Genomic DNA, 14233 nt, shown 5'->3' on the forward strand with positions numbered 1-14233 from the left:
GATGTATTAGATGGTTGCATTAACTAATGGGATGGATATGTAGTAATGACTAGGGTGTAATGATACTGGTGTAGTATTCAACAGAGTGTAATGACCAATAATAAATATACCTTAATGCTCTGTATCCCGAAGTAGGGCTTGAAACATGGATTTCCATATATAAGCAGAAAATGCTTTCTCACTTCCCTTATAGGTATTAATGTGCTCTTTTTGAAGGTTGTAAGTTATGGAGGTAATGAAGGGGTAAATTAGCCTTCTCTTTGGTTTATCAAGTTTTCGACCCAAGCATCAATTTCATGCTCTAGCCAACCGACAGCAGATAACCCCAGTTTGATGGGTTTGGGGAAGGAGCTGTCATAGCGTGGCGACTTTGGGTTGATGCGGTCGTATATGGTCGAGCGGGCCATGCCAATTTTGTTCATGAGGTCTTTAATACGTAGAATGTTGATGGTGTTGTTCATGGATGTACTCCTGAGGATTGGGTTTTGTTCAGTAGATAATCCACGTAGTAATTTTTAAATGTTTTGATTTGGTTTCAGTGCCTCATAGGCTATTCACTACATGCACATCTAGGCACACAGATAGATGTACCCCTAACCAAAATTTATTTATCACATCCACCAGTGTGAAGACGCCTTGAGCCTCTTTGATATGCCACCCTCTGTATCTTTAAGCTAAGCAATCTAAAGGGGGCGGTAACATCTAGCCTCACCAGGTCAATCTCGACATGCAAGCCTTGTAAACTAGGAACGGACATCACTAACAAAGCGCATGAAAAATGCTTGTAGTTAGCCTGTTTTTTGCTAGATTGACGCAATAAAAGCGCCTGATTTCTACGAGGTAGATTATGACTAGTTTTTTTGTTAATGGGGTTAAGTGGGATGCTGCTCATACTGAAAGGTCAATTGACATAGCGTACTTTTATTATTGTCACAAGGTTAACAAGGATGCCGATTTTTACGCATTTGAAAATGCGGGCTCTAAAGAGGACTTTCTTCGGCAGGATATCGCACGGGCGGTAAAGAATGAAAGCAGCTTGAAAAAGCTAACCAGTTATATTAAGTGTAATGGCGGTGATGTTTTACAGTCTAAAAACAATCCTGACATCCTTTACAAGACCTTGCTCGATGTTTCAGCATCCTTTATGCTTGACCGAGAAAAACTTGCATTTATAGAGAGGGATGGTCGAGCGATAGACTTTTTTTGGAGTCTATTTCATATGTATTCAATTGATCTGACTGCTTATCGTGAACGCCGTTCGTCAGAATTAAAAGTTTCACCTCTTGCTAAGCTCAATCCAGTTATGTCTCATGACATGTATACTCCACGAATAAATAGTTATTACGAGCGATCTTTATTATCTCACAAGTTACTTATTTCAACTCAAGCCATCAATGATAAAGATAGGTTTAACGATATCGTTAGATTTTTTGACCGTTGGAATTGCAGTATTTCAGAGAAATCAAAACATCTAGCCTCCATGGAAAAAATTTGGGAAATCCAAAAAAATCACATTGATATGGTCAAGTGGGTTAAGCTGAACCAGAATATGTACAAGTGGGCGTGGGAGTACACATTAGAAAATGCATTCAATAACCAAGTGCCACTATGGGCAACTAAGGATGGTTCCAACGAATTCATTGGTCGTCAGCTTGTAATCGCATGGGATCTAATGTTTTCCAACCCAGACCGACAAGCATTGTTTATGATGAGATTTAAAAAGGCGGCATCACAGCAAAAAACTAGAATGAAAAGGGAGACGATAAAGCCATCAACATTCTATCTTGATGACGATGTTAAGAAAAAGTTGAACGTCATGGTGAAGAATCTTAAAATGACAAAGTCTGCATTGATCGCAAGTCTAATAGAAAATGCTGATGAAAATGATCTCCGTTAACTTTATTGGCACATTTAGCCGTGCCATACTTCCTCGCTTTGTTTAAACCAATTTAATGATAGATAAAAAAATGAGGCCTTCAATGAATGAATTTCTGAAAGTACTGTTGAACATCCGCAGTCTGCGGGCAGCAATGCGCGAGCTGTCTCTGGAACAAGTGAAAGAAGCTCATGAGAAGATCGAACTGATTTATCTGGAGCGATTGGAGCAGGCAGAAAAAGAGCAAGCTGCCAATGCTGAACATTTGAATAAGCTGGCCGAGTTCCAAGCGATGTTGGCTGATGCCGGGATTGATCCGGCTGAGTTGGTCGGTAGTGCTCCTGCGACGTCAACCGGTACGGTTAAAGTGAAACGGGCTCCTCGTCCTCCGAGATATCGCTATGTCGATAATGGCGTAGAGAAAACCTGGACTGGTCAGGGCCGCACGCCCAAATTCCTGGCTGAGCAGCTTGAGCAGGGCCGTCAATTAGACGAGTTCCTCATCTGAACGTATGGGCCGCATCGAATATTGATGCGGCCTTTTTCTTAATCGGTTGTTGATAGATTGTGCTATTCGACAAGTTGTTGATAATGTGAGCACTGTTTTATTTCTTTTAAGTTGAATGCTTGACCACCACCCCGCTTCATTTCCTCAATACTGCCGACGCACTGACGCTCATCACCCAGTTCGATACGGCAACGGACGAGCACACCATCGTCACGCTGTTGCGCACCCTCAGCCAGCAGATGGGCTTTGACCACTTTCGGCTGGGATTCATTTTTCCAAGCTCTATCCAGCGCCCCGAGGTGCGTATCTTCAATGGTTGTCCTGCCCAGTGGGTGCAGGCCTATGATGCGCAGCACTTCTTTGCGGTAGACCCGGTGGTGCGCAAAGGAATGACTCAGAGCATGCCGTTTCTATGGGCCAGTCTCATCAACGAGTGTTGCGAGCAACAGGATACCGCCGGTGTAGAGGTCATGCTGCAGGCCCATGATGCGGGCTTGTGCGATGGCATCACTTTCCCCTGGCATGGGGCCAACGGTCATGTGGGGTTGCTGTCATTCATTACCCGAACACCCCGCCCGGAACACCAGTGGCTGACGGCCACGCCCTTTTTGAGCTGGTTATCGATGCATATCTTTGAGGCGGTCGTTCGGGTCTGCTTGTCTGATATGCCTCCTCGGGATGCGCTGAGTCTACGGGAGCTGGAGGTGTGCCAGTGGTCGGCGGAGGGCAAGCAAGTCAGTGACATCGCCCAGATATTAGGTATCACTCCAAGAACCGTGACCTTTCACCTCAATCGGGTTGTCGAGAAGCTGGGGGCGAGCAGTAAAAGTCAGGCGATATCCTGGGCGCTTAAGCAAGGGCTGGTGCGGCTGAATATTGATGCTGCGTTAGTGGGAAATGTTGACGAGGGTGGTCAGTAGTTCTGCATTGCGCAATGCATTGCGCAATGTGTGGAATTTAACGCTGACAATGCGATTATTGCAGGCTTGATACTCTGCCTGGTGCAACATCTTGCTGCTGGTTGGGGCTGTGTCGTGGTAGGTGTTTGTAAATTGTTGATAATTAACAGCTCAATAAGGTGGCATGGTCACTGCTTGAGGTTGGTCGAGTGCTATCTCATTTAACCAATCTATCTAGGAGCATACCCATGCCAACTCCATGTTATATCAGCATCGAAGGTAAAACCCAGGGCAACATCACCGCGAGTGCCTTCACTTCCGACTCCGTCGGCAACATCTTCGTGCAAGGCCACGAAGACGAGATGCTGGTACAAGAGTTCAATCACCAGGTCACCGTACCGACTGACCCGCAATCCGGCCAGCCTGCTGGTCAGCGTGTCCACAAGCCGTTCAAGTTCACTGTGGCCCTGAACAAAGCCGTGCCGCTGATGTACAACTCCCTGGCGTCCGGTGAAATGCTGCCGAAAGTGACCCTGAAGTGGTACCGCACTTCTGTGGAAGGCAAGCAAGAGCACTTCTTCTCTACCGTGCTGACCGATGCCACCATCGTTGATATCGACTGCCAGATGCCGCACTGCCAAGACCCTACCAAGTCTGACTTCACCCAGCTAATCCAGGTCTCCCTTGCTTACCGCAAGATTGACTGGGAGCACACCGTTGCCGGTACCTCTGGTTCTGACGACTGGCGCGCTCCTATCGAGGCGTAAGCCTCACTTTCTGATTTCGCTATTCCTTGTATTACGTTTCGTATCTTGTGGCCGGTGTGCTCCGGCCTTTATCCCGTGTTTCTCCGGTCAGTCTTTGGCTGCCGGAGCTTTTATGTTTTGCCATCCCCCTGTCTGGCTGCTGATGTAATGGGGATTACCGTGGTAGCGAGTGCGGGGGGATGGCAAAGCACACAAGAGGTTTTACGTTATGTGTCCCTCCATTGCATTGCTCGGTGACATTGGCACCGACCACGATGGCTTCCCGCCGACGCCGGTGATAGCCGCCAGCCCTGATGTCTTTCTCGATGGCAAGCCGGTGGCTCGTCAGGGTGACCCGCTCGCACCGCACGACAAGCCCAACAATCCTCCCCATCTGCGCAGTATTGCCGGTGGTGTGGGGTCGGTATTGGTGAACGGCAAGCCCATCGCCGTCACAGGCACCGCAGTGGATTGTGGTGGCGTGGTCATTGGTTCGGGCAGTGGGCAGGCAGGATAAGGAACAGAGTCATGGCACAGAGCACAGGATTACAATTCACCGTCAAAGTTGGCGCACTGGCTGACAACACCTTTGCGGTAGCGAGCTTCAAGCTCGATGAGGGCTTAAACAGTCCGTTTAGTCTCAAGCTGGAGGTGGCCAGCCATCAACCGGACATTGACTTCGGTGCTGTGCTGGACCAGCCATGTGAGCTGCTGGTGTGGTACAACGGCGAGCTGCAACGTCGGGTATGCGGAGTGGTGAGCGAGTTTGCTCAAGGGGACAGTGGCTTTCGCCGCACCCGCTACAACTTGGAGGTCAAACCGGCCCTGTGGCGATTGAGCCTTCGCCAAAACTCCCGCATCTTCCAGGCACAGAAACCAGACGAAATCCTCTCCATTTTGCTGCAAGAACATGGCATCACCGATTACGCCTTTGCCCTGAAAAACGAGCACGCCCAGCGAGAGTATTGCGTCCAATACCGGGAGACTGACCTCGAGTTTGTTAACCGGCTCGCTGCCGAAGAGGGGCTGTTCTACTTCCACGAATTCGAGCAAGGCAAGCATCGTATCGTGTTTGCCGACGATGCAGCTGCGCTGACCGCTGGTCCAGAGCTGTTCTTCAACCTCGGCAACCGCTCGCTGGAACAAGGCCCCTATGTCCGCCAGTTCCACTACCGCGAATCAGTGCGCCCCGCAGAGGTAGAGCTCAAGGACTACAGCTTCAAGACCCCGGCTTACGGCCTCTCCCAGAAGAAGATGGGGGCTGAGCTTTCGCATCAACGCGACACCTATCAGCATTTTGACTATCCAGGCCGCTACAAGCAGGACCCGAGCGGTAAGGCATTCACCCAGCACCGGCTGGATGCGCTGCGCAATGACGCAGTGGCAGGCAGTGGCAAGTCCAACAGCGCAGCACTGCTGCCGGGACAAAGCTTCTCCCTGACCGAGCATCCGAACGGCAGCCTCAACACCGACTGGCAAATCGTTCATATCCGTCATACCGGCGAACAACCGCAGGCGCTGGAAGAGGAAGGAGGCAGCGGCCCGACCGTCTACCACAACGAATTTGGCGTGGTCAAAGCCAGCACTACCTGGCGAGCGCGTATCGGTAGCCCCGAGGCGCCCCACAAGCCGATGGTAGATGGCCCGCAAATCGCCATCGTGGTGGGCCCCGAGGGCGAAGAGATTTATTGCGACGAACATGGCCGGGTGAAGCTGCAGTTCCCATGGGACCGCTACGGCAGTTCCAACGACCAGAGCTCCTGCTGGGTGCGGGTATCCCAAGGATGGGCTGGCGGCCAATACGGCATGATGGCCATTCCGCGTATCGGCCACGAAGTCATCGTCTCATTTCTGGAAGGGGACCCCGACCAGCCCATCGTGACAGGTCGCACCTTCCATGCCACCAACCGGCCACCCTACGACCTGCCAGCCAACAAGACCCGCACCGTGTTGCGCACCGAGACCCACCAGGGTGAGGGTTTCAACGAACTGCGTTTTGAAGACCAGGCCGGACAGGAAGAGATTTACATCCATGGTCAAAAAGACCTGAACGTAGCGATTGAGAATGATGCGGCGTGGCACATCAAGCACGACCAACACACCGACATCGACAATGAGCGGGTCACCCGCATCAAGGCCAACGACCATCTGACGGTCGAGGGCGAGAAGCGCGACCACATCAAGGGCGATTACTCCCTCACGGTGGATGCCTCCCTGCACCAGAAAATCGCACAGGCGCTACTGGTGGAAGCAGGCCAAGAGGTCCACATCAAGGCCGGTAACAAGGTTGTGCTGGAAGCAGGCTCAGAGTTAACCCTCAAAGTCGGCGGTAGCTTTGTGAAAGTTGACCCCAGTGGTGTCACCCTAGTCGGTCCCACCATCAAGATGAACTCCGGAGGGAGCGCAGGTTCAGGCTCTGGGTGGGCCGGACAGATGCCGGGCTTGCCGGGCGGAGTTGAAGTGCCTGTGGCACCACCGGCCATGATAACTGCGCTTGGTATTCAGAAAACCATGGAGTCCATGATGCCGATGGCCAAACTTTGTCCGCTAGCAGACCAAGGGGGTAACTGATGGTATTGCAACAATGGCGCGAAGAAGGGTTGCTGTATGCCGTCATTGATGCGGCAGCAGACCCCTCCTTGGTTGCGCATTTCTATGAGCTGGGCGGAAATGATGCCTACCCACTGTTTGCCGGGACAGACTTTTCAGCGCAAGCCGAACACGGTCCTTGGCTGCTACCTACTCCCTCGCAGGCTTTTGTTGAGGCACACCCCACACTCAGCGGCTTTTACTGTCGTAGTCGCGCCTCGAAAGAAGTAATGCAGCGTCACTGGCAGAGCCTGGACAGCGCCATTCATGACGGCGAGGCTGTGTGGCTTCGTTACGCCGATCATCGCATCTTGCTACCAATGCTCACCGCAATGACGCCAGGAGAACGCGATGCACTGCTTGGCCCCTGCGAGCAGTTAATGATCGAAGGGCAGTGTGTCACGCAAAGCCAAGATTTCACCTGGATACCTGCGAGTGAAACGCCGTGGTTCCATATTCGGGAGCACCAGCTGGCGGGCCTGTATGACGAGTCCCGTCATGCCGACATACTGCGCCGCCATTTCTGGCAACGAATAGAGAAGGTGATGAGAGCCCACCCCAATCCTAAACCGGTGATCCTGTACACGTTGCAGCAAGCTAATCGAGATGGGTTGGTTGAGGATGTGCGCGAGGGCGTCATCGCTGGAGCCCTGGCGCTGCAAGCCGATTTTACGCTGGACAGCATACGTGTCCCCTTGATGCTCACCGACGATGAATTCATGCAAGTCGCCCATTGGCTCGGCAAACACACCGATTTGATAGGAACTCACTGATGTCTGTAAGTGCACATTGTTTACTCTGCGAAAAATATGATCGGTGGATTGAGATTGATGTTCGTGATGAACAGAACCAATCGTTTAAGGGCCTTAAAGCCACGCTGAAAGATGAAACCGGCAAGGTGAAAACCGTCACTCTCAAGGATGGCCCTACTTTGGTACAAGGCTTTGCCGTTGGTGAGGTTACTCTGACCATTGAGAACCAGCCTTGGCTTAAAACGGCCCAGAACCGGGAAAAGCTAAAGGAGGGAGAAGCAAGCAAGGTTCCAGCCTACACCGATAAATTTATTGGCCATAAGGATGTGAAACGTAAACACGTCAAGCTGACTACTGGGGATCTGTGCCAAATCGATCCAGAACAGCCGTTGCCGGAAGGTCACAAGCGTGGTCACGCGCAACCAGCTCGTCTGCTCACTGACGAGTCCTACGTGATCGAGATCAAAGGCTATCAGCTTAATATCTTGCGGATTGGCGTCTTCTTCGATGGTACCTCGAACAACACCTTTAACCATTTGATTGGCAAGGATGGGATCGAGACATTTTTGGAGCAATGCGCCGCTCCTGAAGAACGTGAAGCACTGCGCAAACAGTGCGAGGCGGGGGATGTTCCTCTAAAGGTTGCAAGCCAAGCAAATGACATTACCAATATTGGTAAGGCCCATGATTTATACATTCGCCGCAATAAAGGTGCTCTTAGTGTTGCGGTTTATATTGATGGCATCGGCACTGAGGATGGGGATGGTGACACCGGAGCTGGACAAGGTGCCGATACTGGGAGCACCTCAAGTCTGGCCAAAGTTGAGAAGGCCTGTAAAACCAAGATTGTCGAGGAACTCAAACTACAATTAGGCTCAACGCTCAACACCCTCGACTGTATTCACAAGATCAACTTTGATGTATTTGGTTTTAGCCGAGGAGCCTCGGCTGCGAGGCAATTTGTCAACATGCTCGATCAACAAGCAAACCATCTCTTGGCTGACGCAATCGGAAGTGAGAATGCCATCAAGCTAAAAGCAGGCTTTGACTGGGCTAGTCGTGAGGATTGCCGCATTAAATTTGTCGGCTTGTTCGATACCGTCTGCACTGCAATGTTCAATAAGCGAAACGTAACCTTGGCTCCCGACTGTGCCGAACGGGTCGTCCATCTTGTTGCAGCCGATGAGTGGCGCTATTTTTTTGCCTTGACCCGGATTACTGATGATGTTGCGGGTACCCAAATTGCACCCAACTTTACTGAGGTCATCATTCCAGGCTCTCACTCTGATGTGGGCGGCGGTTATTACAGCCGATGGAGTTTGAGTAACCCCAATAGCGATCCCGCGATTACAGAGCAAGTTTCCATCAAGGTCTGTAGAAGTGAAGCATCTGCTACGATATATGACCCTAAAGATAGCAGTGCCTATCGACGAGCTAAGCAGTATGCCGAAGAACAGGTGGTAAAGGGGTGGGGTAACGAGGTCGTTGACTTACCTAATGTGGCGAGTGCTCCGGTGAGGAATAAAATCAGCTTGCGAGTGAGGAGCAGCCGACATCCCAAGACAGATAAAATGAATGTCGAGGTTGAAGTGCTGCTCAATCGCGTAATCGAAGGTGAATACTCACGCATTCCACTTCACATGATGGTCGTGGCAGCTCAGGATGTTGGTGTGCCATTCCGCGAATGGGACCAAGCTGATAGAGCGTTAATGCTCGATAGTGGTGCTAGCAAGCCTCCTCTAGTCAATTTGACCAAGATAGATTCACTCTGGCTCGATGCCGCAAAGGAACGGGGGGTGGTCAAAAATTTAGCTCAAACACTAAAAGACGAGTTCTACCGCCAACTGCGTTTTGAATACCTTCATCACAGTGCGGATACTGGGTTGGTGAATAGGCCACATCACCACCGAGGCAAAGAAGCTCGTCATATTTACACTAACCAGGAGGGGGGATAATGAGATTCCGTTGGATAAGTTTGTCACTGCTGATTTTTACTCTCCTTGGGTACAGCAGCAAGGGAATGGCCAACAACCAAAATACTATGGATTGGCGCTATATGGTGGGTACCAATGCGGATGAAATTTGGAGCAGCAAAGCCAATTTTTATCGAGATGGCAAACCTATTCATGGCTCATCAAATGGGGCGGTATCATCGGTTAGCAAGGAGTCATTGAGGGACAAAGATTACAGTTGGACCATCGGCAAGGGAAGGAGTGCTGAAAATCAACCGATACCCAATGAAGTACAAATAGAGTGGGTCTCGTACCATGATAAAAAGCGGTATGGCATTACCCTGAATCTACCAGCAAACATTGGTACTCAGATGGCCCAGCGCTACCTCATCTCAAATGGCAAAAAACGCGAAGAAACTCAGCGTAATGTCATTGCCCTAGGGACTGCACCAGGCGGTTATGTCGAGGTGTTCCTGACACAATACAACGTCAAGCCAGACATTTTGCTTGTTAGGGGGTTAGCCCATGAAGTCACCGATGATTACTATGACCTAAAAGTTCCGCTTGCTAGGCAGTACCAAGAACGCTGGGCCGCGTTTGACAAAGATTTCAGCGTAGCTTACCAGAAGTACCCAATCCCGATGGGTATGGACTGGGCCCCTATCATGGACGCTTACCGTGCTGCTCAGCCCAAGACGGATACCAATCCGGTCAATTGATCTGAAGAGGTACCAATGAAGCAGTACCAAAACTGGTTGGCCCAGTATCTGATATGTCGTCGTGATAACGACCATGCCATGGCCACCGAATTGGCAGAGAGCATCTGTGATTTTTGGCAGGCCAGAGGTGATAAAGCCGAGCATTCCAAGTGGCAGAAGATTTATCAGGATCACCGACAGAAAACCACCTGACAGGCAAGGCTAAAGGCCAGGGAAGGCGCCGCATCAGCTTTGTGCCCATCAGGTGGCTGCGTAGCATAACGGATCAGCCAGAAAGACAGCAGTACCTCACCCGTCACTTTTTCACTCTAAGAAGAATTTTCTCCATGACACACCGAGCCTTATGGCTGGCACTGACAGCCAGCATGCTTGCCGCCTGTTCTCCTACTGCGTCACTCACTGACGCCGAGTTATCTCAGGCAACAAAGCAAGGGGATGGACGAGCCCAGTATGAGCTGGCTAAACGTCTGGCTAGTCAGCCCGATTACCCCAACGCCATGCACTGGATGCAACAGGCTGCTGAGCAGTCGGGCCCTTTGGCCGCCGATCAGCAGATCCGCGCCAGCGCCGCGTGGCAAGTAGGTGACTGGTACCAAGCAGGGCTCGGGGAGCCCAAAAATCCGGAGCTTGCTACACAGTGGTGGCAACGCTCGGCTCGCCTTGGCAACACGAATGCCAGTTATCGGTTGGGGCTGATGTGCCAGGAGCAGCATCAGGGCAAACTGGCGAGCGAATGTCTCGACTGGTTCGAGCAGGCTGCCAAGCGGGATCATGCCGAAGCTCAGTTGATCCTGGCCAAGTGGTACGGCAAACAACCGGGCGCAGATGCGGATGCCATCAAGTGGCTCGAGAAGGCTGCGGAGCTTGGTAACCGCGATGCCCAGTACCTGCTGGGCGAACGTTATGAGCAAGGGCGAGGGGTAGCCAAACGGCAAGACCTGGCTCAACGCTGGAATGACAAGGCTGCGGCTCAGGAGCAACCAGATGCCTTGCTACGGCAAGCTAAACAAGCAGCACCTGCTGATGCTTTTGCTGCCTATGAACGAGCAGCTAATGCTGGTTCTGCCGAGGCTGAACTCTGGCTCGGCATGGCTTATCTGGCGGGAGAAAAGGTCCCCACAGACCTTGCCTTGGGTCGTTACTGGTTGGATTTGGCTGCTGGTCACGGCTCCCACGAGGCTGAGTACCAGCTGAGCTTGCAGCAGGTAGACCAGGAGCAGCAGCTCCACTGGCTAACGCTGGCCGCTGATGGCGGTGTAACCAAGGCGTGGTTTGAGTTGGCGCAATTGCAGCAAAACCAAGGGGCGCAGGATCAAGCCAGAGCCAGTTATGCCAAAGCCGCTGAACAAGGACACACGGCAGCGCAGTACGCCTACGGCGAAATGCTGCGTTTGGGCAAAGGTGGCAAAGAGGATTACGCACAAGCTCTCAAGCAATATCGCTTGGCGGCCCAGCAAGGTGACCGCATGGCCCAATACCGAATGGGAACACTGCGTGAGGAAGGCTTGGGCGCACCACGCAACCGGGTACATGCCTACGCCTGGTTGTCACTGGCCGCCACCGAAGGGATGACCGAAGCTGTGCAAGCTCGTGACGAGCTGGAGGCTGCGATGACCAAACCGGAAGTCAAACAGGCTCAAAAGCTGTCGGAGCACTGGTTTAGTAAAATGGCCTCAGCGGTACGGAATGGGTAAAAAATAAATGGAGGTTACACTTGGTGTAACCTCCTGACGCATAGCTTGCAAAACGAATCTAACTGATGAAAAGTGCAGTTGCTCCCCTACCTCACTTGTAGATGCACGATATTATCTTCCTGTTGTAGTGATGGCTTTAAAATCCCTCCCCACAGCGCCAAAGCCATTTTTTGTTCCGGTAACCGAACCGTATGAACATAGTGAGCCATCACACCTGGCAGAGCATGACCTAATATTTGCTCCACGACATGAGGGGCAATCCCTGCCTCGTTTAGGCGGGTCGCCAAGCTCCTTCGCAGATCGTGCCATGTCCAAGGGGCGCTATGCCCGATCCGTTTCCAAATCCCCCTTCCCCACTGACTTACCGCTTCTGGTCGCTTGAGCTCTCCTAGCAAGTATGAGGATGACTGTTCGGCTGCTGCTTTCAGCAAAGCGTCTATCGTCGGCCGAATAAAATCAGGTATTGGTCTCACGATTTTATTACCTGTTTTTGAGTTGGACGCAGGTACTGTCCATGTACCTTCGACTAGATTCCATTCTTCGGGTGCTGATAGCCGAGCTTCTTGAGTTCTTGCACCGAACGACAACAGAATCTTGGCCAAATTTCCGTAGTAGCAATATGGACCTAGCTTTTCAGCCCAATCCCATAGTGTTCGCAGTTCTTCTAGCGTCAGAACCCTATCTCGCTTACTCGCTTTTTGCCCAACATCAGCGACGGTCAAGTCATCCAACGCATTACTCACTGCAAACTGTCTGACCCGGCAAAACTTCAGAGCATGCTTACAGTTTTGGAAGCAATAACCACTAGCCACAGGTGCCAACTTCGAGTACTCGTCAAAGACACTCAACCAGTGACGAGTATCACAATCTGACAGCGGAAGATCCCCGATACGGGGATAAACCCACTTCGCAAATTGCTGGCGATGCTTCTCACTGTTTGACCTTTTCTTATCGGCGTGATGGCAGAGCCAATACTCGAGTGTATCTTTAACCGTGACAGGCTTAAGCCTTTCATCTTTCCCGATCCGCGTCATCAAGGCTGGATCATTGCCCTCTTCCAACCAAGCTCGACATTGCGCCGCCTTTTTCCTTGCTTCGGAAAGCGACAGGCTCCCCTCCTGGCCGGTATAGGAGCCCAGAGTCAGGTTTTTTGCCTTACCTAATATTCGATAGCGGTACACGAAGCTAACTTTTCCACTATTCCTCCACAGAACCGATAGCCCATCCCTGTCCGCAACCTTTCTGGGCGTATCATCATCGTGACCACGCAGCATTGCTTTGAGTTTTGAATCTGAAATCGCCATTTTGAACCCACAAATGAACCCACACCCGTCTTATATCCCCTAAGATAGCTTTAGACAAGGAAGGATAGTTAAAAGATATAAATCAATAAGATAGACTTAGACCATAGACGGCATCAAATAGCCTTAGACATGACATTTGATAATACGGCATGAACTGATCTCGATCAGACCTGCTGCAGTGCAGACGAAGGCGTATTCCAGCAATGGGATACGCCTTTTTCTATTCCTAGTTGTCTCTAATGGCAGAGCCTCACTCCGTAGCCAGCTTGATACCCAGCCCCACGAACAGTGCCCCCATCAGGCGGTTGAGCCAAAGGCCCAGCCGAGCCGGCAAACGTACCTTGCGACTTGCATAAGCGGTTGAGAAGGCCAGCAGGTGACACCAGATCATGCCATTGAAATTGAAGATACAGCCCAGCAGGATGAAGGCCAGCGCCTTCTGCGGCGCATCAGGGGCGATGAACTGGGGCACAAAGGCGAGGAAGAAGAGCGCGACCTTGGGATTGAGCACATTGGTCAGCAACCCCTGCCGATAGATCCGGCCATAAGAGAGCACAGGCAACGCCACAGCAGCATTGGTGGCAGAAGGAGCCTTGGTACCTTGCCAAAGCATGGAAAGCCCCAGATAGACCAGATAAAGCGCCCCCATCAATTTGATGACGGCGAACAGCTCGGCAGAGGCGCTCAGCACAGCCGACAACCCCAGAGCAGCCGCCAGCACATGCACCATGGTGCCCGTCCCAATCCCCAGCGCAGCCACGGAACCAGCCCGCCAGCCCTGAGAGCCGCTGCGCAGCATGATGAGCAGAGAATCAGGCCCGGGCATCATGTTCAACAGCAAACCAGATACGATAAACAACGCCAGATCGTGGATCCCCAACATACACAGCTCCTTGCTCGTGAAAGAGACAGTCTATGGATCCCATGCCTCTTGTCATCCCCCGTAGCAGCAATAGTGATTATCAATGGAGGGAATAGCAGAGAAGCCAGGTGCACATTAGTGTGAATTGGAACCCGGGCTGAGATGGTATTGAGCAGAGTCCACATCCTGGCTTTCGTTAGCCCCAGCAAGCGACTTGGACCGAGATATATAACGCTGGATGGCGCAGCCATCCGGAATAGAGCGCGGAAAAATGAACGGATAAGGGGGCAGAAGGAAAGCATCACCTGGCCATTGCAGCCAAGCACTTGAAT

The 14233-nt window shown here is 51.5% G+C and carries 14 protein-coding genes; 10 read left to right on the plus strand and 4 right to left on the minus strand.

Annotation, left to right across the window (positions count from 1 at the left end; genetic code table 11):
* Positions 1–248: 248 nt before the first annotated feature.
* Entirely contained in the window at positions 249–461 is a 213-nt protein-coding gene (locus BN1128_RS02915) for a helix-turn-helix transcriptional regulator (protein WP_021137981.1), read from the minus strand.
* 386 nt (positions 462–847) lie between these two features.
* Between BN1128_RS02915 and BN1128_RS02920 the strand changes: the two genes are divergently transcribed.
* The 10 genes from BN1128_RS02920 to BN1128_RS02965 all read left to right on the plus strand — a co-directional run bounded on the left by BN1128_RS02920 (position 848) and on the right by BN1128_RS02965 (position 11735).
* Positions 848–1897, plus strand: coding sequence for a hypothetical protein (locus BN1128_RS02920; RefSeq protein ID WP_042866172.1), 1050 nt, complete (start codon positions 848–850; stop codon positions 1895–1897).
* A gap of 82 nt (positions 1898–1979) precedes the next feature.
* Positions 1980–2384, plus strand: coding sequence for an H-NS family histone-like protein (locus tag BN1128_RS02925; protein ID WP_042866173.1), 405 nt, complete (start codon positions 1980–1982; stop codon positions 2382–2384).
* A 119-nt stretch (positions 2385–2503) separates the two neighbouring features.
* Positions 2504–3304 (plus strand): LuxR family transcriptional regulator, encoded by an 801-nt coding sequence (locus BN1128_RS02930; protein ID WP_042866174.1) that lies wholly within the window; start codon positions 2504–2506, stop codon positions 3302–3304.
* A 227-nt stretch (positions 3305–3531) separates the two neighbouring features.
* The gene (hcp1, locus tag BN1128_RS02935; protein WP_042866175.1) at positions 3532–4050 is read left to right on the plus strand and encodes a type VI secretion system effector Hcp1; all 519 of its coding nucleotides are present in this window, start codon (positions 3532–3534) and stop codon (positions 4048–4050) included.
* Between the two features lie 208 nt (positions 4051–4258).
* The gene (locus tag BN1128_RS02940; protein WP_042866176.1) at positions 4259–4546 is read left to right on the plus strand and encodes a type VI secretion system PAAR protein; all 288 of its coding nucleotides are present in this window, start codon (positions 4259–4261) and stop codon (positions 4544–4546) included.
* Between the two features lie 11 nt (positions 4547–4557).
* Positions 4558–6600 (plus strand): type VI secretion system Vgr family protein, encoded by a 2043-nt coding sequence (locus BN1128_RS02945; RefSeq protein WP_042866179.1) that lies wholly within the window; start codon positions 4558–4560, stop codon positions 6598–6600.
* Positions 6600–7391, plus strand: a complete 792-nt coding sequence (locus BN1128_RS02950) for a DUF4123 domain-containing protein (RefSeq protein WP_042866181.1) — start codon at positions 6600–6602, stop codon at positions 7389–7391. The genes BN1128_RS02945 and BN1128_RS02950 overlap by 1 nt, the downstream gene beginning before the upstream one ends.
* The gene (locus BN1128_RS02955) at positions 7391–9325 is read left to right on the plus strand and encodes a T6SS phospholipase effector Tle1-like catalytic domain-containing protein (RefSeq protein WP_042866184.1); all 1935 of its coding nucleotides are present in this window, start codon (positions 7391–7393) and stop codon (positions 9323–9325) included. The genes BN1128_RS02950 and BN1128_RS02955 overlap by 1 nt, the downstream gene beginning before the upstream one ends.
* On the plus strand, positions 9325–10041 hold the full coding sequence (locus tag BN1128_RS02960) for a DUF2931 family protein (RefSeq protein ID WP_052445485.1): 717 nt from the start codon (positions 9325–9327) through the stop codon (positions 10039–10041). Before BN1128_RS02955 ends, BN1128_RS02960 begins: the two co-directional genes overlap by 1 nt.
* Before the next feature lie 326 nt (positions 10042–10367).
* Positions 10368–11735 carry a tetratricopeptide repeat protein gene (locus BN1128_RS02965; protein ID WP_042866185.1) on the plus strand — a complete coding sequence of 456 codons (1368 nt, stop codon included), beginning with the start codon at positions 10368–10370 and terminating at the stop codon, positions 11733–11735.
* A gap of 86 nt (positions 11736–11821) precedes the next feature.
* Here the strand turns inward: BN1128_RS02965 and BN1128_RS02970 are convergent, their stop codons facing one another.
* From BN1128_RS02970 to BN1128_RS26000, 3 genes are all read right to left on the minus strand, one after another.
* Positions 11822–13039 (minus strand): tyrosine-type recombinase/integrase, encoded by a 1218-nt coding sequence (locus BN1128_RS02970; RefSeq protein ID WP_042866186.1) that lies wholly within the window; start codon positions 13037–13039, stop codon positions 11822–11824.
* 250 nt (positions 13040–13289) lie between these two features.
* Positions 13290–13922 carry a LysE family translocator gene (locus tag BN1128_RS02975; RefSeq protein WP_042866187.1) on the minus strand — a complete coding sequence of 211 codons (633 nt, stop codon included), beginning with the start codon at positions 13920–13922 and terminating at the stop codon, positions 13290–13292.
* A gap of 114 nt (positions 13923–14036) precedes the next feature.
* Positions 14037–14233: hypothetical protein (locus tag BN1128_RS26000; RefSeq protein ID WP_209428538.1), on the minus strand; the 197-nt coding region annotated here is incomplete at its 5' end.

Origin of the sequence: Aeromonas piscicola (genome assembly GCF_000820005.1) — a bacterium.
GTDB lineage: Bacteria > Pseudomonadota > Gammaproteobacteria > Enterobacterales > Aeromonadaceae > Aeromonas > Aeromonas piscicola.